This window comes from Neolewinella maritima (genome assembly GCF_923081025.1).
Lineage (GTDB): Bacteria > Bacteroidota > Bacteroidia > Chitinophagales > Saprospiraceae > Neolewinella > Neolewinella maritima.
Genome location: NZ_CAKLPZ010000005.1, coordinates 138,080 through 157,356, shown reverse-complemented (window position 1 = coordinate 157,356; position 19,277 = coordinate 138,080). Strand labels below are relative to the sequence as shown.

17 protein-coding genes are annotated in these 19,277 nt (G+C 62.6%); 8 read left to right on the top strand and 9 right to left on the bottom strand.

All coding sequences use genetic code 11. The features are described from left to right. Positions 1-59: 59 nt before the first annotated feature. Both MJQ68_RS16475 and MJQ68_RS16470 read left to right on the top strand, forming a co-directional pair. Complete coding sequence (locus tag MJQ68_RS16475; RefSeq protein ID WP_238752258.1) at positions 60-1,805, top strand: glycoside hydrolase family 9 protein; 1,746 nt, start codon at positions 60-62, stop codon at positions 1,803-1,805. 156 nt (positions 1,806-1,961) lie between these two features. Next, a complete protein-coding gene (locus MJQ68_RS16470; RefSeq protein WP_238752257.1) occupies positions 1,962-2,444 on the top strand; it encodes a DUF892 family protein in 483 nt (160 codons plus the stop codon). A 60-nt stretch (positions 2,445-2,504) separates the two neighbouring features. On the opposite strand, the gene MJQ68_RS16465 is transcribed toward MJQ68_RS16470, so the two are convergent. From MJQ68_RS16465 to MJQ68_RS16455, 3 genes are all read right to left on the bottom strand, one after another. After that, entirely contained in the window at positions 2,505-3,707 is a 1,203-nt protein-coding gene (locus tag MJQ68_RS16465; protein ID WP_238752256.1) for an alginate lyase family protein, read from the bottom strand. A gap of 90 nt (positions 3,708-3,797) precedes the next feature. Then, positions 3,798-6,224, bottom strand: a complete 2,427-nt coding sequence (locus tag MJQ68_RS16460) for a glycoside hydrolase family 2 protein (protein WP_238752255.1) — start codon at positions 6,222-6,224, stop codon at positions 3,798-3,800. 51 nt (positions 6,225-6,275) lie between these two features. Further along, positions 6,276-7,484, bottom strand: coding sequence for a bifunctional alpha/beta hydrolase/OsmC family protein (locus tag MJQ68_RS16455; protein WP_238752254.1), 1,209 nt, complete (start codon positions 7,482-7,484; stop codon positions 6,276-6,278). 95 nt (positions 7,485-7,579) lie between these two features. On the opposite strand from MJQ68_RS16455, the gene MJQ68_RS16450 reads away from it, so the two are divergent. Further along, positions 7,580-7,822 carry a hypothetical protein gene (locus MJQ68_RS16450; RefSeq protein ID WP_238752253.1) on the top strand — a complete coding sequence of 81 codons (243 nt, stop codon included), beginning with the start codon at positions 7,580-7,582 and terminating at the stop codon, positions 7,820-7,822. Between the two features lie 150 nt (positions 7,823-7,972). On the opposite strand, the gene MJQ68_RS16445 is transcribed toward MJQ68_RS16450, so the two are convergent. The 4 genes from MJQ68_RS16445 to MJQ68_RS16430 form a co-directional block, all read right to left on the bottom strand. Continuing rightward, on the bottom strand, positions 7,973-9,646 hold the full coding sequence (locus MJQ68_RS16445) for an FAD-dependent oxidoreductase (protein ID WP_238752252.1): 1,674 nt from the start codon (positions 9,644-9,646) through the stop codon (positions 7,973-7,975). Between the two features lie 151 nt (positions 9,647-9,797). Continuing rightward, positions 9,798-11,210 (bottom strand): ATP-binding protein, encoded by a 1,413-nt coding sequence (locus MJQ68_RS16440; RefSeq protein ID WP_238752251.1) that lies wholly within the window; start codon positions 11,208-11,210, stop codon positions 9,798-9,800. Positions 11,211-11,253: 43 nt separating this feature from the next. Then, the gene (locus MJQ68_RS16435) at positions 11,254-11,598 is read right to left on the bottom strand and encodes a type II toxin-antitoxin system PemK/MazF family toxin (RefSeq protein ID WP_238752250.1); all 345 of its coding nucleotides are present in this window, start codon (positions 11,596-11,598) and stop codon (positions 11,254-11,256) included. Continuing rightward, a complete protein-coding gene (locus tag MJQ68_RS16430; protein ID WP_238752249.1) occupies positions 11,595-11,804 on the bottom strand; it encodes a hypothetical protein in 210 nt (69 codons plus the stop codon). The genes MJQ68_RS16435 and MJQ68_RS16430 overlap by 4 nt, the downstream gene beginning before the upstream one ends. A 194-nt stretch (positions 11,805-11,998) precedes the next feature. On the opposite strand from MJQ68_RS16430, the gene MJQ68_RS16425 reads away from it, so the two are divergent. The 4 genes from MJQ68_RS16425 (at position 11,999) to MJQ68_RS16410 (ending at position 15,054) form a co-directional block, all read left to right on the top strand. Beyond that, the gene (locus tag MJQ68_RS16425; protein ID WP_238752248.1) at positions 11,999-12,379 is read left to right on the top strand and encodes a hypothetical protein; all 381 of its coding nucleotides are present in this window, start codon (positions 11,999-12,001) and stop codon (positions 12,377-12,379) included. A gap of 156 nt (positions 12,380-12,535) precedes the next feature. Then, positions 12,536-12,886, top strand: a complete 351-nt coding sequence (locus MJQ68_RS16420; RefSeq protein WP_238752247.1) for a hypothetical protein — start codon at positions 12,536-12,538, stop codon at positions 12,884-12,886. Positions 12,887-12,934: 48 nt separating this feature from the next. Further along, the gene (gldD, locus tag MJQ68_RS16415; RefSeq protein ID WP_238752246.1) at positions 12,935-13,528 is read left to right on the top strand and encodes a gliding motility lipoprotein GldD; all 594 of its coding nucleotides are present in this window, start codon (positions 12,935-12,937) and stop codon (positions 13,526-13,528) included. Between the two features lie 47 nt (positions 13,529-13,575). Next, positions 13,576-15,054: a helix-turn-helix domain-containing protein gene (locus tag MJQ68_RS16410; protein ID WP_238752245.1), complete on the top strand. Its 1,479-nt coding sequence runs from the start codon at positions 13,576-13,578 to the stop codon at positions 15,052-15,054. Here the strand turns inward: MJQ68_RS16410 and MJQ68_RS16405 are convergent. Further along, positions 15,051-16,031, bottom strand: a complete 981-nt coding sequence (locus MJQ68_RS16405; protein WP_238752244.1) for a glycosyltransferase — start codon at positions 16,029-16,031, stop codon at positions 15,051-15,053. The genes MJQ68_RS16410 and MJQ68_RS16405 overlap by 4 nt on opposite strands. Positions 16,032-16,159: 128 nt before the next feature. Here MJQ68_RS16405 and MJQ68_RS16400 point away from each other — a divergent pair, with 128 nt between their 5' ends. Beyond that, positions 16,160-17,023 carry a transglutaminase-like domain-containing protein gene (locus MJQ68_RS16400; protein WP_238752243.1) on the top strand — a complete coding sequence of 288 codons (864 nt, stop codon included), beginning with the start codon at positions 16,160-16,162 and terminating at the stop codon, positions 17,021-17,023. A 9-nt stretch (positions 17,024-17,032) separates the two neighbouring features. Here the strand turns inward: MJQ68_RS16400 and MJQ68_RS16395 are convergent, their stop codons facing one another. Next, positions 17,033-19,252 carry a TonB-dependent receptor gene (locus MJQ68_RS16395; protein ID WP_238752242.1) on the bottom strand — a complete coding sequence of 740 codons (2,220 nt, stop codon included), beginning with the start codon at positions 19,250-19,252 and terminating at the stop codon, positions 17,033-17,035. Positions 19,253-19,277 lie beyond the last annotated feature (25 nt).

The following is a 19,277-nucleotide window of genomic DNA, read 5'->3' as shown; positions in this document are numbered from 1 at the left end:
ATGCGTGGTCCGGACCCGGACAGATCACATGGGGCAGCCCGTATCTTTCTCCCAAATTCATGTCCGTGCGCGGTGTCTCCCTTCTTCTACTTTTATTCCTTACGCTCTGCCTGCTGTCCTGCGAGTCGGAAGCGGATAGCCCGCCGGGCTTCGACGGCAAGACCACTCCCGGTATCCAGTTCAACCAGGTGGGCTACTATCCCGATCAGGACCTGCAGTTCACCTACGTAGCGGAAGGTAGGATGGCCACCGACCGGCCGGACTCCACCTATTACATCACCAACGTAGCCGGGGACAGCATCGTACGCCAGGGCTACCTGGGTCGGCGGCAGGACTGGACCGCCCTGGCCGGCGTACTCGCCCAGCCCACCCGCAGCGACCCCCTGCCCGTGGGCGACTACCGCATATATATCTCTGGGGCTGGCTATTCGGACGTTGTGCACGTATCCGATCGGGTGCTGCAGGAGCCGTTCATCGCTTCGGTGCGGGGACTGTACTACCAGCGGGCCGGTGAAGCACTGCCGGAAGGATATGCCGGGGAATACGCCCGGGCGGCGGGGCACCCCGATACGGACGTGCGGTTTCATCCGTCTAGCGGTCGGCCTGCGGGAAGCATGAGCTGCCCCGGCGGCTGGTACGATGCGGGCGACTACAATAAGTATATCGTCAACGGAGCGTTCCCACTGGGGCAGTACCTGAGTCTGTACGAGGATGTGGGCGACCCCGCGCCCGACGGCAGCCTGAATATCCCCGAAAGCGGCAACGGACGGAGCGACTACCTGGACGAACTCCGCACGGAGCTGGACTGGATGCTGACCATGCAGGACAGCGACGGCGGGCTGTTTCACAAACTCACCACGCTGGAATTCGAGGGCATGGTACTGCCCGCTGCGGCTACCAGTCCGCGCTACATTGTGGGTAAGAGCACGACCGCCAGTTTTGACTTCGCGGCCGCTACCGCCCAGGCATCCCGCGTGTACCGCCCCCTGGATGCCGCCTACGCCGACCGCCTCCTTGCCGCCGCCCGCCGGGCCTACGACTGGGGTATCGCTCATCCCTCCGCCGTGTTCCGGAACCCCGCCGACGTCAGCACCGGAGAGTACGGCGACGACAATGCCGACGACGAGCGCGCCTGGGCCGCCGCCGAGCTCTTTGCCACTACCGGTGAGCAGGCGTACTACAATGAACTGCAGGCCCGCCCGCCCCGCATCCGCTACCACGCCGGCGAGAGCTGGACCGGCTACATGGCCAACCTGGCTGCCTTCAGCCTGCTGCGCTTTCCGGACCGGGTGCCGCAGGAACTGCACGACGAGCTGCGGGGACTGGTCATCACCCTGGCCGATAGCCTGGTCCTGGGCATCGATCAGAACCCGTACCGCCAGCCCATCACGGACTTCGAGTGGGGCAGCAACTCCGATGTGCTCAACGCCGCCATGCTCCTGGCCGCCGCCCACCGGCAGGATCCACAGCCCACCTACCTGACCGCCATGCAAGACTGCGTCAACTACGTATTCGGCAACAACCCGAACGGGGTCTGCTACCTCACCGGCTTCGGCAGCCGCTCGCCCATGAATATCCACCACCGACCCAGCATCGCCGACGGCATCGCCGCTCCGGTACCCGGCCTGCTCTCCGGCGGACCCAACGCCAAACAGCAGGACAGCGCGTACGTCAGCTACGCCGACGGTCTGGCCCCCATGCAGAGCTGGGTGGACGAAGAAGGGAGCTACGCCAGCAACGAGATCTGCCTCAACTGGAACGCCCCCCTCACCTACGTACTGGGCTACCTGGAGGCTAATCAGTAGATCGACATCGTATACCTCTACTCCTCACAGTACTCCGAAGGGGCCGGGGGAGAGGAAACAAAAGCCAAGCTACCGTAGCCACCCACCAAAAAGTGGGAACAAAAACCCCCGGGTTCGGGTAGTACAAGCACATTTAACCCCCAACCAAACCGACCCATGGCCAACGACCAACTCACCTACCTGATCCAAGAAAGCCTCGCCTCCATGAAGGCCGGCGGCGAAATCGCCAAGAAAGCTACCGCTGAGATCAACAACGCAGCGAGCAATCAGAAACTGAAGTCCGCCCTCGAAGCAGGCAACAAGACCGCCGAGCAGTGGCGCAAGCGCGTCGACGAAGCCCTCAAAGAATCCGGCGGCAGCTCCGAGCCCGGTAACCGCATCATCGAGGCGCTCTACGACGTGAGCACCGACGTCGTGAAGAAGTACACGGACGACTACTCGCGCGACCTGGCCATCATCGAGACCGGACAGCTCGCCCTCCACTACTGGATCGCCGCCTTCGGTACCATGGATGCCTACGCTAAGCGCGCCGGCCTCACCCAGACCTCCAAGAATATGGAAACCTGCCGCAAGGAAGCCGAGCAGGCCGATAAGCAGCACACCGATATCGCCCTGGAGATCATCGAGTCGCAGAACTAGTCGAACACTAGCTACGAGTAAAACGGCCTGCTTCCAGCACTGGAAGTAGGCCGTTTGCGTTTACTCCACCCACAGTGACGGGCGCCGGATCGGGAAGTTGCGCTCGATCTCCTGGGACTTCCGCTCCGGGTCGAGCTCCTTCCAGGCGTCCAGCAATTGCTCGTCGTCGTACGCCCGCGCCGCCAGCAGCATGCCGGGCGACTGGATCGGCACCTCGTCGTAGTAGGCCACATCGGGCGGGTAGGGCCAGCCGTCCTTGTCCATCAGGTAGGGGGCCATGAAGGCAAAGGCGCGCTGCAGACTACCGTCGCCGTCCGCGCTTTCGTAGTCCCACAGCTTGTGGTCGCCGTCCCGCGAGCCGTAGTCGGCCAGCACCGCGAAGCCCTCCAGGTTAAACAGGGTGTAGATGTAGGGCTTGGTACGCTCCAGTTCCTGCGGGAAGCCGCCGGTGCTGTCCATCTGTACGGTCAGCATGTTCTTATAGGCTTCACGGGCCAGTCCCAGCTCGGCTTCCCGGCCGGCCACACTGGCGAAGGCGGCCACCTGGGCGGCCCACCAGGTGCTGTGGTTGTTGCCGTTATCGCGCTCGGCCAGACCGTATTCGTGGGTCGTCATCCACGTCAGGTACTGATCGAACCAGCCGGTCAGGGCTTCGTCCTCCGGCCCGTCCAGGTAGCCTAGCGCCCGCAGTACTTCGATGGCCTTGGCCACCTCGATCAAGTGGATGGTATCGATGATGCCGATGCCCCGACCCGTCACCCGACCGCTGATCGCCTGGGCGTACAGCAGGTTGGGCATCATACTCGTCTCATCGCTTACGAACCAGGCGCGCAGGTGTTCCATCGCCTTGTCCGCGTACTTCTCCTCGCCGGTCAGCTTGTAGGCGGCCACCAGGGTGGCTACCTGCTTGCTCATGTCTACCATGGCTAGCCGGTGGGCTACGAAATTCTCCGGATTGCTCTCCCCGTCGCGTCGGATGTAGGGGCCGTCCGGGTTCGCGGGATCGGGCCACCAGTAGTCGCCTTCGGAGTAGAAGTCGCGCGGACCGCCCGCACTGCGCTCGCTCACGGAGGCGGTCAGGGGCACGGGCGCTTCGTCCAGGTAGGCCTCGGCGGTTTCCAGCAGTTCGTCCCGGTCGAAGTAGTCCGTCGTATCGTCCACTGCCGTCACTACGGGCGCGTCCGCCGGTGCGGTGGATTGCTGGCAGGCGGTGAGGCTAAACAAGCACAGGAAAAACAAGCAGGCGCGTAATGGATGGATCATAGTAGTGTGTATTAAGGTCGAGGCGTTGTACGCCGAGTGTAGGCGGGTGATCAGCAGTCACTCGGCGTGCAACGCCTCGACCTGGGTTTGCTAGCGCTTAGTGGTATCCCCCGCTTCGATGACGAGGTAGCTGCCCTTGAAGTCCTGGTTCCGCGCCTCGATCACGGTACGGCCCGCAGCCGGTACCAGCTCGATGGCGGCCCGGCCGTTAGCCATCTCGATGACCTGGCTGCGGGTGGGCAGGCCCCAGTCGACCAGCAGCTTACCAGGCCCGCTGTGGTCGAAGTAGACCCGACCCTCGTAGTCCAGCACGCGGCGGCCTTCGCTATCCTGCATGATGGCTTCGACGAGTACGTTGCCGTTAGCTAGCGCACGGTGGCTGAGCACGATGCGGCTGGCCGTGCCGGCCCGGTCGAAGGTGTAGTTGACGGTCAGGGTATCGCGGGCCACTTCGGCGCCCGCCCGGTAGGCGACGGCTTCGAAGGTATTGGCCCCGGCGGTGAAGTCGACCGGCCAGTGGAGGCCCGAGGCGGGAAAGGCGTTGATGTCCTTAGTCTTGCGGCCGAGGGAGGTGCCGTTGTGAAAAAACTCTACCTCCTCGCCGTTGCTGAATACGGACACTTCACGCTCCTTGCCCTCCGGTCCGCTGCGCTCGGTCCAGGTGTGGCTCTCGATCCAGGCGAAGGGGTCGTCCGACCAGTAGCTCTTGAAGACGTAGTAGGCATCCTTGAGATTGCCGGCGCGGTCGACCAGCCCCTTCTGGTTGAGGTAGGGGATAGGGTTTTCGGGACGTAGCGGGGTACCGAAGTCCTTAAAGGCCCACTGAGCATTGCCTGCGAACCAGTCGGTGGTCTCGGACACCCGCAGGTGCCAGTCGAACAGATCGACGATGTAGTTCTCGGTCCAGTCGCCGGTCTGGGCGATGTTGGTTACGCCCACCTGACTGACGGCCTCGGCCCAGTCGTCTTCGGCTACGGAACCCTCCCCCGTGATGGGGTTCTCGGTGTGGCGGCCTATATGGCTGGAGCCTCCGTATTCCATGTGCAGGAAGCGCGGGTACTTCTGCCGGCTATCCTCCAGTGCCCTGGCGTAGTTGCTGTACACCCCGGCGTACCAGCCCGACCAGATGGAGGGGGAGAACACATCGGTGATGCCGGCCCCCTCGTAGTACTTGCGCATGGCCGTGAACCGGTAGGGGTCGAGCCGGTTGGCGGTCTGATTGAGGGTACGTAGGAAAGTATTGAGCCCCTCGGTATCGTCACCACCCTCGAAGTCGGGCAGCCAGTATAGTTCGTTGCCCAACGACCAGAAGAAGATGCTGGGGTGGTTGTAGTTCTGCACGATCTGCTCCTCCAGCAGGCGTTGGGTGTTGGCCTCCCAGGCGGGGCCGCCCTTGCCGCCGCGGCACCAGGGTAGCTCGTCCCAGACGATCAGTCCCAGTGAGTCACAGGCGCGGTATACCTCCGGGTCCTGGGGGTAGTGGCCCAGGCGGACGAAGTTGCCACCCATCTCACGGATCATTTCCATATCGCGGCGGTGCAGCGAGTCGGGCATGGCCGCTCCCAGTCCGGCGTGCTCCTCGTGGCGGTGGGTGCCACGCAGGAGGAGCCGTTCGCCGTTGAGGTAGAAGGCTCCATTGGGCTCGAAGCGGTAGAAGCGGTAGCCGTAGCGCTCGCGGTGAGTGTCGATGAGCCGGTCACCCTCGTACACCTCTACCAACAGCGTATATAGGTCAGGACTAGCCGGTGACCAGAGGCGGGGGGCGGTCACTTCGGGCAAGTCGATGCGGTAGTCGAGACTGTCTCCTGCATTGGTGAAGTCGCGGTGGATCTTGCTCAGTTGCGTTCCGTCGGGATCGATGACGGCGGCCTTGACCCGGTAGGTCGTGGGGACGGTGGTGGCCGTCTGTATTCGCCCCTGCACCTGCGTGCGCGCCCGGTCCTTGGTGACTTCGGGGGTACTGACGTGGGTGTGGACGAGGTAGGTAGCGGGGACCACGTCGAGCCAGAGGTCGCGCGTGATGCCGCCGTAAATGAAAAAGTCCGACTTCTGAGACGGGATGACGTCGGGATTGTAGCCGTTGTCTACCCGGATGGCGAGCGTATTGTCCGCGCCGGGGGTGATGAAGTCGGTGATGTCGACCCGGAAGCCGACGTAGCCCCCGACGTGTCCGCCAGCACGTTGGCCGTTGACGTACACTTCGGTGGTGATATTGGACCCCTCGAAGTAGAGCAGGTAGCGGGCATCGCCGTAGTCCCGGATGGGGAGGGTCTTGCGGTACCAGCTGGCGTCGCGGCGGTAGCCGGCCGCATCGTCTACGGCGTCCCACTGGTTCCAGGTGTGGGGCAGGGTGACCGGCTCCCAATCGGTGGCCGCACCGAGATCCGCTACGTCGGTGAGTGGCTCGGCGAGGTACTGCCAGTCGGCATTGAGGTTGAGGTGATGGCGGAGCGTATCGGCGGCGAAGACGTCAGCGGTGAGCAGCGTCAGGAACGCCAGTAGCAAGGTGTGGTACATAGATCGTGGTCTGACGGCTAAGATACGCTAATCTGCGTCATGATGACACGGTTATCCCAATACGGTCGTCACGGTTACGGTCTCGTGGAGGGTGCGGTGGACCGGGCAGCGGTCGGCGATCTGCAGCAGGCGGGCCTTCTGCTTCTCGCTAAGGTCACCCTTCAGAACGACGACGCGCTCGAAGTGATCGATCTTGGTGGGCCGCTGATCCGAGGCCTGCATATCGGCGGCGTAGTCCTTCTTGTGGTTGAGGTGCACCTGTACTTCCTCCACGACCCAGCCCTTGCGGCGGGCGTACATCTGGATGGTCATGGCGGTGCAGGCGCCCAGTCCGGCACTGACCAATTCGTAGGGGCCGGGGCCGAAGTCATTGCCGCCCACCTTCACCGGCTCGTCGGCCGTCAGGTGATGCTGTCGGACCATGACTTCCGTCGTGAAGCCCTCCTGTCCCAGGCGGACGGCTACTTTATGGTCGCTCTCCAGCGCAGTGACTTCCGGCTGCGGCAGGTAGCGACTAGACCAGCCTGCGATCACCTGCCCTACGTAGTGACTGTCTTCGTTGCTGGACAGCAGGTGGTCGGCCCCGTCCAGACTGACGAAGCTCTTCGGGTGGCGGGCGGCGGTGTAGAGCTTGGCCGCCTCGTCGATGGAAACGGTCCTATCCTGCGGAGAATGGAGGATGAGCAGACTGGCGTCGAGGTCCCGGATGTTGTCCTGCAACCGGTGAGTTCCCAGATCGTCGACAAACTGCTTGGCGATCTGGAAGGGACGGCCTCCGATATCCACGGTGGCCTCTCCCTCCGCGGCGATCTGATCGAGCTGTTCGGCGAAGTGCCGGGAGACGTGATCCGGCGCGAAGGGGGCGGCTACGGTCACCACCGCCTTCACGGAAGGAAGCTGCCCGGCCGCGCACAGTACTGCTGCACCGCCCAGGCTGTGCCCGACCAGCAGGGCGGGGGGCAGGTGGTGTTCCGCGAGCCACTCCCCGGCGGCCACCAGGTCGGAGATATTGGTCGTAAAGGTGGTGTCCACGAAGTCGCCTTCGCTATCCCCCAGGCCCGTGAAGTCGAAGCGCAGCACGCCGATACCGACCATATTGAGTTCGCGGCTGATGTTGCGCGAGGCCGTGAGTCCGGAGCCACAGGTAAAACAGTGGGCGAACACCGCAAAGGCGTGGGCGTGGCGATCCACGGGCAGCTCGAGGCGCGCCGAAAGCTGGACGCCGGCGGCATTAGGAAAGGAAACTTTTGCAGCGTTCAAAGTGCTTGTATTTAAAACAAATTGTTTGTTAATGTGGGTCTCAGCCCCTAAATTTGTAGCGCCACCCGGGGAATCACCTAGCTCAATCTCATCTCATGTCCCTACCTAACACCGACCCAGCCGGCACCACCCCCACCACCAAAGCGCCCGGTAAACTACCAAAACCCCCGGAACGCGACCGCCTGCGCGACATCATCGTCGTCATCGTCACCTACCCCCTCACCCCCACCAAAAAGACCGGCCTACTCGCCGAAAAAAAGCCCTGGCTCGAGTTCATCAGCCTACTACTCAAGGTGGTCCTGGCCGCTTATGCTATTTATGAAGCTGCTGGGAAGTAGACCCTTCGGGGATAGACCGCTGTCGCGGAGGTAGACCACTATCGTGGGTAGACCGCTTCGCGGAGTAGACTGTCTACCCGCGAAGCGGTCTACTTAGCCGAAGGCGATCTACTCCGCGACAGCGGTCTATTTCCGCGACAGCGGCCTACCCTAATGCTCCGCCAAATAAGCATGCACGAACTTGATCGCCATGGCCCCCTCGCCTACGGCGCTGGCTACGCGGTTCATGGCACCGCTGCGTACGTCGCCGGCCGCGAAGATGCCGGGCTGGCAGGTTTCCAGGAGGTAGGGGTTGCGCTCCAGGGGCCAGCCCTTGCTGCGGGCTTCGGTGGCGAGCAGGTCGCGGCCGGTGATGACGAAGCCGCGCTTGTCGATCATAATCTGTCCGGATTCCAGCCACTCGGTGCGGGGGCGGGCGCCGATGAAGATGAACAGCGCGTCAGCGTCCACCTCGTAGGTGCTGTCGTTCTCCATGTTCTTGAGGACCAGCCGCTCTACGTGGTCGTCCGCACCGCAGACCTTGACCACCTCGCGGTAGCCCTCCACGCTGATGTTGTCGATGTTGTCGATCTGCTCGATCAGGTAGCTCGACATGCTGCTCGTCAGGTCGGGCTTGCGGACCATGATCGTGACGTGGCGGGCAAACTTGGAGAGGTACACCGCGCCCTGCCCGGCACTGTTGCCGCCGCCCACGATGAATACGTTCTGGTTTTCGCAGGCCTTGGCTTCAGTGATGGCCGCGCCGTAGTAGACGCCCGCCCCATTGAAGGTATCGGCCCCCTCGGCGGGTAGCTTGCGGTACTCTACGCCGGTGGTCAGGATCACGGCTTTGGTCTTGACCGTGCTGCCGTCGTCCAGGGTGAGGATCTTGTAGTCGTCCTGGATCTCAATGGCAGTCACCTCCCGGGGGCTCACCACGTCCACTCCGAAGCGGAGGGTCTGCGCCATGGCCCGCCGCGTCAGCTCCGAGCCGGATAGGCCGCTGGGAAAGCCCAGGTAGTTTTCGATGCGGCTGCTGCTGCCGGCCTGTCCGCCCGGAGCCCGCTTTTCGATCACCAGTGTCTTGAGGCCTTCGCTGCCGCCGTAGACCGCCGCGGCCATGCCCGAAGGACCGGAGCCGATGATAACCACGTCGTACAATTCTTCGCTCACCGTAGCGCTCATGCCTAGCTTCTCGGCGATCTGGTCCAGGGCGGGGTCGGCCAGGGTGCTGCCGTCCTCGAAGATGACCAGTGGCAGCTCCTTCACCTCGCAGTTGTGCAGTCCGATCACCTCTTCGCCCTTCGGACTGCGGGCGTCGACCCAGCGGTAGTGCAGCAGGTTGGCGGCCAGCCAGTCCTTGATGTTGTGCGACTTAGGCGAGTACTGGTAGCCCACCACGCGGATGCCCTGAAACTCGGGGCGGTAGGCCATCTTCCAGTCCTCGAGCAGCTCATTGAGTACGGGGTACAGCTTCTCCTCCGGGGGGTCCCAGGGCTTCATCAGGTAGTAGTCGAGTTGTACCTCATTGATCGCCTTGATGGCGGCATCGGTATCGCTATAGGCAGTGAGGAGCACCCGCTTGGCCTTGGGGAAGAACGGCTTGGCATTCTCCAGAAAGTCTACGCCCAGCATTTCCGGCATGCGCTGATCGGAGAGGTAGAGGGCGATCACTTCGCCCTTCTTCTTGAGTTCCTTGACGGCGTCCAGGGCTTCCTGCGCGCTGTCGGTGCTGATGATGCGGTAGTCATCCTTGTACTGATTGCGCAGGTCGCGCTTCAGGCTACGGAGCACCTGCTGGTCGTCGTCGACCGACAGGATGATGGGTTTGCGGTCTTTAGCCATGGGAGGTGGTTCTGTAGTTGGGTAGTTCTGTGCTTGGGTAGTGGGTAGTCGGGTGGGGTAGGTGCTATGGCTAGGATAGGGGTCGCGAATAGGGTAGGTACGCTAGGGGCGGGGCCGCAGGTGCAAAGAAATGCGGCCGGATGTGCGGGGGCTAGTGGACGGGGAAACAAACGCGAAACACGGTGTGGCCCGGCTCGCTTTCTACGGCGACCGATCCGTTGTGGTGGTCGATGACGCGGCGCACGATATCCAGGCCCATGCCAGTGCCTTCGCCGATGCCCTTGGTGGTGAAGAAGGGCTCGAAGACGCGCGTCTGGATGTCTTCGGGGATGCCCGGACCGTTGTCCTCGATCTCTACGCAGACGCAGTCACGCTCCTGAAAGGTACGGATCGTGAGGTCGCCACCCTGCTCGGGTAGCGCATCGATGGCGTTAGAGATCAGGTTGGTCCACACCTGGTTGAGCTCGCCGGCCAGCGCCTTGACGGGGGGTAGGTCATTGGCCAGGTCCTTGCATACCGTGATGTTTTTCTTCTTCATCGCGTGGTAGAGCATGGTCACGGTAGACTTGATGCCCTCGTGCACGTCCACCGCCTCCAGGCTGGGCTCCTGGTCCATGTGGCTGTAGACCTTGATGGATTTGACCAGCTCGGCAATACGGCTGCTAGCGGTCTGGATCTCGTTGACCAGGGTTTCGGTGGTGAGATTGGTCTCGACCCACCAGAGGACCGGCTCGACGGCTTCGGCGGGAATGGCCGCGGCGATAGCTTCCAGGTGATCTTCCGTGAAGCCGTAATCGACGAAGGTATCTACGATGCGGTCGGATTCCTGTACGCCGTGATCGTCCAGCCAGTCCATCAGCTCGTCGCTGCGCTCCTCCCGCTCCATCAGGCTGAGCTCTTCGCCGGACTGACGGTACGCGATGCGGTCGAAGAGTACCTCATTGACCTCATCTACGGACTCCGGAGTGACGCGCATGGTCATTACCGACTTAAAGCGCTCGGGAGTTTGTACCAGGTGTTTGTGCAGTTCCTGGCTGCCGCGCACCATGGCCGAGGCCGGGTTGTTGAGCTCGTGGGCCAGTCCGGCACTCATCTTACCCAGCGCCATCAGCTTTTCGTCCATGAGGCGCATCTGCTGGAAGTCGCGGACGCGGTTGGTCATCACGGCTACGAGTGCCTGCGTAAGGTCGTAGCTGGTATTGACCATTTCGACGAAGCAGTCCTTGTGGAGCAGCAGCACGTAAGTATCGGCGATGCAAACCCCCTCGGAGAGCGTTTCCTTCATGCGGCTGAAGGGCAGGATACCGGCCACGTAGGGGGCCTTCCAGACGCCGAGCTCTTTCTTGCGCCCGTCGGATTCGCGGCGGATCACGTAGCCCCCCTTGAGCATCACCTGCATGTGGTCTACGGGCTCGCGATTGCGGAAGATCAGGCTGTCCTTGGGGTACATCACGTAATCCGACCGATCGATGAGCCACTGCAGGGCGGAGTCGTCCACTTCGTCAAAGATGTCGAAGGTGCGGAGTTGATCGAGTAGATCGGGGGTCTTATCCAGGGAGGTCACGGTAGCGCATTGTACTGCGGTAACGTAGTAAGCGCCCCCCGGGTTAGCGGTCTAATCCAAATACTACCCCCAGGCCCTTTTCCGCCAGTTCCATCTGCTCGTCCGTAGCGTGACCGATCTTCTGGATCATGCGCTTCTCGCTGATGCTGCGGGTCTGGAAGCAGTCCGCCGAGCTTTCCTTATCCAGGTGGGTGACGTCGTCACTCGGTAGGTGTATCATCCAGGGTACGACCCGGTAGTGGGACTTCCAGTTGGTAATGGGCGCGATGATGCGCAGGGGTAGCTTACCCACGTCGTCCATATTGACGATGAGCGCGGGGCGCCTCTTGGAAATTTCGGCCCCTACGGTGGGGTCTAGGTTAATCAACCAGATTTCTCCGCGCTTCATTCTTCTTCGTATTCGTGGTCCAGACAGTTGAAGCACAGAAGATCGTCCTCCTGCTGATATTCCAGTAGCATCACGTCGCTGGCAATATGCATCAGCGTCGGGTTACTCACTATACCCTGGCGGTATAGGTCGTTAAGGAGCAACTCCAGCAAGTGCAACTTGGCGGGTTGGTCTAGACCATCCAGGGTATGCTCCGTGATCTTCATGGGGGTGCAACGCCTACCCTACCCAATAGTGCGCCGGCCGTAGCGAATAAACACCAGCGGATGGGCAAATCGTCGGAAATTCTACTAAGCTCATCGGATTAATGGTGGCACATGCAACGGGTCCCGTGATCTTATAGTCATTCCAGTACATCACCTACTCTTGGTACTGTACATTCATCATTAACCACTTTGTCATGAAAACCCTGCTATTTGTTTGTCTCCTGTGTGCCGCTGCCGTATCGGCTAATCCCGCACCCCAGCAGGGCGTTGCCGCGCCCACCGCCAAAGCTGCCGTAGAACCCCTGATCACCCGTACCATGGTCGTCGACCAGCAGCTCGGGATCGTCCTGGCGAACCTCGAACGGGTGCGCACGCGGGTGAGTATTACCCGGATGGGCTCCGGTGAAGCCATCTTCCAGAAGCACATCAAACGGCACAACGGCTACTCCGCCATGCTGAACCTTAAACACCTGGACGACGGCCGCTACGTGATCACCGTCAAGAAAGGCGACGTCGTGCGCAAGCAGGTCGTACTCAAGGACGGTGACCTGCTGATGTGCAGCGACTGGGCCTGAACTGAGCCCCCGCTGACTGTTTTACCGCCCCGCCCGACTCGTCGAGCGGGGCGGTTTGTTGATCGGTAAAAGTTGCCCGGGCAGTATTCCTGACTCACTTTAGTGGAATCAATTTAAAATGCTCCCGGAGCAGTCACTTTATTTAACCGATATAGTATGAAATCTTTCTTCTTTCTTGCCCTGCTTTGCACCAGCGTCCCCGCCCTGGCCCATACCGAGGTGACGGATACCGATGCCCTGGTCGCACGTACGCAGGTCGACGCCTTTGAGTTGAACGTACAACTCATCAATCTGCAGGGGCAGCGCGCCGTAATTACCCTACAACAGCTCGACGGCACCACCGGCTATCAGACCCGCGTGAAGGAGCATAATGGCTATACCCTGACGCTACAACTGGACGAGGTGCCCGCCGGCCGCTACCTGCTGACCGTGAAGCAGGGTAAGACCGTCCGCCGGCAGGTGGTGGTGAAGTCCGCCGCCGGCATCCTGTGCAGTGAGTGGAAGTAAATACCGCCGCACCCTAATCCTGAAGGAGGCCCCCGACGTTAGCTGCGCATGCGTATGCTGATCTTGGTGGGCCTCCTTCTGTGTTTGGGTAGCTGCGGCGACGCGCCACCCCCCGTACCCAAACCCCGCTCTTACCCCCGGGTGGAGTACCCGCCACGGCAGTATACTGACCTGGGCGCGGACTACTGCCGCTTCACCTTCGAGCGGCCCGCCTCCACCACCGTGGAGCAGGAGACGAGCTACTTCGACGAGGCACCGGCCGATCCCTGCTGGTTCAACCTGCGGCTGGCCGGCGCGCTCAACGGCACGCTGCACTTCTCGTACTACCCCATCCGCTCCCCGGATCAGTGGGAGGAGCTGCGCGACGAGGCCTTCGAGTTGGTGGGCGTGCACAACCAGCGGGCCAGCAGCATCGAGGAGATCGTGATCCACCGCGACGCGGCCCGGGTGCACGGCGTGGCCTTCGATATCGCGGGGCCGGCGGCCAGTCCGTTTCAGTTCTTTCTTACGGATAGCACCGAGCACTTCCTGCGCGGCGCCCTGTACTTCGAGACCCAGCCCAATCCCGATTCCCTGGCCCCGGTGATCGACTACGTGAAGGAGGATATCTTCCGCATTGTAGAAACCCTGGCGTGGCAGTAAGCGTCGAAAGCGAAATTTCGCCCCCGGTACTGTAAATTGCCCCCACCATGAGGGCAAAAACCGCCAACGAGCGCATTATATTCGGACTAAAGGTGAAGCAGCTGCGGCAGCAGCGCGGCTTCAGCTTTGACCAGCTGTCGAAGGCGTCGGGCATCTCGCTGTCGTACCTCAACGAGATCGAAAAGGGCAAGAAATTTCCCAAGCTCGGCAAGGTCGATAGCCTGGCCGCCGCCCTGGGTTCCACTACGGCGGAGCTGACCGATGGAGAGCTGGGCCGCGAGCTGGCCCCGGTGAGCCGGCTGCTACAGAGCAACTTCCTCAACGAGCTGCCCCTGGAGCTCTTCGGGATCGAGCTCAGCAAGGTGGCCGAGATCATCGCCGCGGCTCCCCTGCAGGTGGGCGCCTTCATCAGTACCCTGTTGGAGATCAGCCGCAGCTACGCCCTGCGGGAAGAGAACTTTTACTTCGCCGCCCTGCGCTCCTACCTGGAGCTTAATGCCAACTACTTCCCGGACCTGGAGCAGGCCGTGGAGACCTTCGCCGAGCAGTATGACCTGCCCAGTATCCGCCCCCTGCCCCCGCGGCTGCTGGGCGAACTGCTGGAAGACCGCTTCGGCTACGAGATCGTGCCCGAGGGGCTGGATCAGCAGCCGGCCCTGGCGGGTCTGCGCTCGGTGTACCAGCCGGCTACCGGTCGGCTGCTGCTCAACGGCAAGCTCACCCCCGTGCAGCGCGGCTTTCAGTTCGGCAAGGAGCTGGCCTTCAACCACCTCAAGCTCGAGGAGCGCGCCAATACCAGTAGTATCCTCAAGGGCCGCGTCTTCGAGGAGGTGCTCAACCACAGTAAGGCCACCTACTTCAGCGTAGCCCTGCACCTGCCCCTGGCCCCCTTTACGCGGGAACTGCGCACCTTCTTTCAGCTGCCGCGCTGGGATGCGGCGGCCTTTCTGCAGCTAATGCAGCGCTTCAACGCTACGCCGGAGATGTTCTACCACCGGCTGACCAACGTGATCCCTCAGTTCTTCGGCCTGCGGGAGCTGTTCTTCCTCCGCTTCGTACATGACCGGGGCACGGACCACTTCGTCGTCGATAAGGAACTGCACCTCAACCGCCACCACCACCCCCACGAGAACGGACTGGCCGAGCACTACTGCCGCCGCTGGATCAGCCTCCACCTGCTGCGGGAGCTCAGCGCCGACCCCCGCGAGAACCTACGCATCGAGGCGCAGCGCAGCCTGTACTACGGTACGGACGACGAGTACCTCTGCATCACCCTGGCCCGCACTGACTATCCCCGCGAGGGCAAGAACGTGAGCGTGACCCTGGGGCTGCTCATCAGCGACGAGCTGCGCCGCGAACTGGCGTTTGTCGACGACCCGGCCATCCCCCGCGTGGTGGTCAACACGACCTGCGAACGCTGTCCGATCCCCGACTGCCGGGTACGGGCCTCTCCGCCGCTGGTGGTCGAAAAGCGCGAACGGTACCGGGCCACCAAGGCCGCCCTGCGGGCACTGGAGATAGACTAGCGCAGCGTCCGCACCCGTGCTACGGCTGCATGCAGATCCAGTTTACTTTGGTCCATCACCGCCACGGCCCAGCCCTGCAGCTGTGCCCGCTGGGCCAGGTACGCCTGTTCGGTCTGCCCGGGGGTGGGGATGAGAATGGCGGGCTTGCCCATGGCCCGCAGGTCCATCAGCGTGGAGTAGCCGGGCCGGGCAATGACAAACTCAGCCGCCGTCAGCAACCGCGATAGGGTAGGAGTGTCGGCAAAGGGCAGCACCTCGGTGTGGTCCAGCCGGAGCTCCGGTGTATCGGGCGCGGGCAGGCCCCGCACCAGACGAACGGACAGCTGAGTAGCACCGAGTTGCGGCAGCAGAATATCCTCCAGGCGGGTGCGCATGGGCTCCGGGCCGGAGAGTAGGGCCAGCAGGTCGTAGGGCTGTTCGCCCGCGGCGGGAGCGGTATGGGGGAGGGGCCCGATGTACTTCACCCGGTCGAAGCCCCGCGCGGAAGACAGCTTGCCACTCAGCCGGTCGTGACCGGGATGATCGGGCACCCAGTACGCATCGAAGTGCCGCAGCTGCCAGGCATAGGCCGCGGACGCCGGTGCGAAGTGGGTGATCGGGTGCAACTGGTGACTCAGGAACACGGATTCCACCCTGGGGTCGTAGCAGCCGAAGCGGCTATCGGATACGATCCGGTCCGGGCCAAGTTCCGTAACGAGGCGGGCGGTGGCGCGGCGTTCGGCGCGGATGGTGGCCTGCCAGTGCCAGAGCTGCCGGCTGACGTTCCAGACCATGGAGGTGCTGCGGTAGTGCACGCGGTAGGACGGCAGGCGGTGAATGCGCGTCCCTTCCGGCAGCTCGCGGCGCAGCATCTCGGCGGCCGGGCCACTGCAGGCCCAGCTGACCCGGTCGCCCCGGGCCTGCAGCTGGCGGGCCAGGGCCAGGCTGCGGGCCGCGTGTCCGAGCCCCCAGTCGAGTGGAGCGATAAGGGTATGCATTGGCAAGACAACGGACGGGCGGGAATACCTAGTATGGTGCCCGTGGCAGACAAGAAACGACGCCCTGGCTGCGTTAGCTTTTCGCAGTGGACTTTGTGGTCTGCCTGCACCCATGAAAATCACCACCCATGCGCATCTTTACCCTGCTCTGCTTTCCACTGCTTTTTCTGGCGCTCAGCGCCTGTAAAGTCACCAAACACGAGGCGATCGATCATGATGATGTGGCCGCAGCGGGCTATCCCTTCGAATACGCCGACACGGCCGGCAACACCTACCTGCGGGAACTCCGCGAGGAGTACCGCCTGGAGGGGGTCGTCGCCGGTGCGCAGTCTGATCGCGAGCGCGCCCTGCGGGTACTCGACTGGTCGCGCAAGCAGTGGAACGGCCACGGTAAGAAGCTGCCCAGTAAGGGCGATGCCCTCACCATCCTGGAGGAGGCCGACCGGGGCCGCAAGTTCCGCTGTGTAGAGTACGCCACGGTCACCTCGGCTGCCCTGAGTGCGCTGGGTATGCCCTCCCGTCGGGTGGGATTGAAGAAGAAGTCGGTGGAGACCGCCGTAGCCGGAGGGGGCCACATGGTCGCCGAAGTATGGCTGGCCGATGAAGACAAGTGGGTCGTCATCGACGGGGAGTACAACCTGATGCCGGTAGTGAATGGCCGGGCCCTCAACGCCGTGGAATTCAAGCGTGCGCTACAGAACGACGAGGCCGTTGGGTACGTGAGTGCCGCCGGGCCGGTCAAACCAGCCAAGCAGAAGCGCTACCGCGAGTTTATCGAGCGCTACCTCTACTACTTCAATACCCGCTTCGACGAGCGCCGCCTGGCGCAGCCCTACAGTCCGATCACTTACCAGGGCAAAACGCAGCTGATGCTCGTACCCAAGGGAGCCGCCGAGCCAACGCGGTTTCAGCGTAAGCGGATGATGGACAAGTTCATCTATACCCGCTCGGTAGCGGACTTCTACGAAGCGCCACGGGTAGCCAGCCGGTAGTCCGGCAGTCTAAAAGTGGTAAGAAGCAGCCGCCCGCAGCGCGAAGGACGTGCCGGGGGTGAAGTGGATCTCTTCCACGGGCGCGGCTTCGTTGCGGAGGCGGGACTCGGTGGCGAACTGGGTCTCCTTCCACTCGGTATCGAGGGCATTTTCTACGACGAGGCCGAGGGTCAGGGGACCGAAGCGGTAGCTGGCGCTGGCATCGACGATCAGGTAGCCTTCGGCTACGATGGCATTATCCTCCGTGGCGGGGCGGTCGTGTACGTAGCGGTAGCGTAGGCCGGCCGTGAGCCGCTCGTGTACTACGTTTAAGCCTCCCGTGCCGGTCAGGTTCGGGGCCAGGGGAATGTAGCTGGCGCCCTCGGGTTCGTCGATACTACGCGCCAGCGCATAGTTCAGATCGAAGTCGGCAAAGAGCCAGGGCGTAAACTGATAGCGCAGGCCCAGGTCTACCCCCAGTCGGCGGGTTTCGCCACTCGGCTCCACTACACCGGCGTCGCCTACGTAGACGAACTCCTGCTCCAGGTACAGGTACCAGAGGGCGGCCTGGAGGAACAGCCGGTCGGTGGGTCGGTAGATCGTGCCCAGGTCGGCACCGAGTGCCCGGGGCAGGATGGCGGCCGCGCTGCGATCCAGGACTACGCGGCTGTCGTTGGCGTGAAAGCCGACACCCATCTTGAGGTATAGTTGGGTGCGGTCATTGGCAGTGTAGAGGATATTGAATTTTGGACTCACCGCGGCCTTGCGCTGTTCCTGCCGGTCGTAGGTAGGTTGTAGTTTATCCACGTAGTTGAACACGAACTGATCCAGGCGCAGACCGGGGTGGATGAGCCAGCGCCCAAACTCGAAGTCCGCCCCGGCGTAGGCAAACAGGTTCGTCTCGTCGATGTCGCCGAACTGCAGGCGCTGCAGCAGGTCCTGCCGGTTGCGGGTACGGCTGAGCTGGTTGTCGTCGATATCATCGTAGCGCAGTCCGATACCGGCTTTCAACTGGCTTTCTCCCCCGGCGGCATGAAAGTCGTGGGTGAGCTCGGACTGGAAGCCGAACAACTCCCGGTCTTCGTACTGGCGGATCTGATCTCCGTTGACGGGATCTTCCAGGAAGAAGGTGAAATTGGAGAAGAGCTCGAAGTCGTAGTGGGTGTAGTAGGCGGTGGTCTTCACGAAGGTGCTGCGGTCGACCACATTCACGAACGCTCCGATCAGGTTACTGCGGCTGGTGAAGCCACCCTCGGTATCATCGATGGCCCCGAAGCGGCCGATCAGCCCCTGCTCTACGGCGCGTACCGGTATCTGGCCCGAGGCATCCCACTTACTGCTGAAGTGGCTGGCTAGTAGCGACAGTCGGCTCCCGTTTTCCAGCTCCGTAGTATAGCGCCCCATCAGGTTGAGGCGGCTGAAGTGCTGGCTGGAGGTGAAGGGGCCGTCCGTAAGGGTGTACTCGGTAGCTAGGTAGGCGTTGCTCTGCGGGCGATCGAGCAGGTCGTAGAGTCCTACAAGCCGTAGGGTATTGAAGGAGCCTGCCTCGGCGGTGATCAGGGAGCGATCGAGCCGGTCTTTGAGGGAAAAGTCGACGTAGCCCGCCGTGGCGAAGTTGCCGCGGCCGGCGTAGTAGGGCCCCTTGCCGTAGTCGATCTTCTGGATCGTCTCGGGAATTACGAAGTGCAGGTCTGCGTAACCCTGTCCGTGGGCGTGGCTCACCATATTGACGGGCATACCCTCTACGGATACGGCCACATCCGTGCCGTGGTCGATGTCGAAGCCGCGCAGGAAAATCTGCTCGGCCTTGCCCCCGCCGGCGTGCTGGCCGATGATGAGTCCGGGTACGCGCCGCAGCACCTCCTGGCTGGAATTGACGGGGCGGAGCCGGGCGTCGATGTCCGCCACTACGTTCAGGGCCGCTACCGTGGGGCGTACCGTGATGGTGCGCAGGTCGATGAAGGATTCCTTGAGGGAAATGCGAAGCTCCGATCCAGCCGCCGGGGCGGGCACGGTGGCGGTGCGGTAGCCCAGGTAAGACACGCGTAGTGAATCACCCGGAACTACGCCATCGACCTGAAAATTGCCCAGCTCATTGGTGTGGGTGTGGGCTTCGGTGCGCAGGTGAAGGACGTAGGCCCCGACAGCGGGTTCACCGCCCTGCACGTTCACCCGGCCCCGGAGGGGGGTAGACTGGGCGAAGAGCGCAGCGTGAAAGCAGCAACAGAGGAGCAGAAAACGGTACGGCATACACTCCATACGATAAACAGCCGGT

Excerpts from the sequence above, each read along its gene's own strand:
- MJQ68_RS16475 (WP_238752258.1), top strand. The coding sequence starts at position 60 with ATGTCCGTGCGCGGTGTCTCCCTTCTTCTACTTTTATTCCTTACGCTC.
- MJQ68_RS16470 (WP_238752257.1), top strand. The coding sequence starts at position 1,962 with ATGGCCAACGACCAACTCACCTACCTGATCCAAGAAAGCCTCGCCTCC.
- MJQ68_RS16465 (WP_238752256.1), bottom strand. The coding sequence starts at position 3,707 with ATGATCCATCCATTACGCGCCTGCTTGTTTTTCCTGTGCTTGTTTAGC.
- MJQ68_RS16460 (WP_238752255.1), bottom strand. The coding sequence starts at position 6,224 with ATGTACCACACCTTGCTACTGGCGTTCCTGACGCTGCTCACCGCTGAC.
- MJQ68_RS16450 (WP_238752253.1), top strand. The coding sequence starts at position 7,580 with ATGTCCCTACCTAACACCGACCCAGCCGGCACCACCCCCACCACCAAA.
- MJQ68_RS16445 (WP_238752252.1), bottom strand. The coding sequence starts at position 9,646 with ATGGCTAAAGACCGCAAACCCATCATCCTGTCGGTCGACGACGACCAG.
- MJQ68_RS16435 (WP_238752250.1), bottom strand. The coding sequence starts at position 11,598 with ATGAAGCGCGGAGAAATCTGGTTGATTAACCTAGACCCCACCGTAGGG.
- MJQ68_RS16430 (WP_238752249.1), bottom strand. The coding sequence starts at position 11,804 with ATGAAGATCACGGAGCATACCCTGGATGGTCTAGACCAACCCGCCAAG.
- MJQ68_RS16425 (WP_238752248.1), top strand. The coding sequence starts at position 11,999 with ATGAAAACCCTGCTATTTGTTTGTCTCCTGTGTGCCGCTGCCGTATCG.
- MJQ68_RS16420 (WP_238752247.1), top strand. The coding sequence starts at position 12,536 with ATGAAATCTTTCTTCTTTCTTGCCCTGCTTTGCACCAGCGTCCCCGCC.
- gldD (WP_238752246.1), top strand. The coding sequence starts at position 12,935 with ATGCGTATGCTGATCTTGGTGGGCCTCCTTCTGTGTTTGGGTAGCTGC.
- MJQ68_RS16410 (WP_238752245.1), top strand. The coding sequence starts at position 13,576 with ATGAGGGCAAAAACCGCCAACGAGCGCATTATATTCGGACTAAAGGTG.
- MJQ68_RS16405 (WP_238752244.1), bottom strand. The coding sequence starts at position 16,031 with ATGCATACCCTTATCGCTCCACTCGACTGGGGGCTCGGACACGCGGCC.
- MJQ68_RS16400 (WP_238752243.1), top strand. The coding sequence starts at position 16,160 with ATGCGCATCTTTACCCTGCTCTGCTTTCCACTGCTTTTTCTGGCGCTC.
- MJQ68_RS16395 (WP_238752242.1), bottom strand. The coding sequence starts at position 19,252 with ATGCCGTACCGTTTTCTGCTCCTCTGTTGCTGCTTTCACGCTGCGCTC.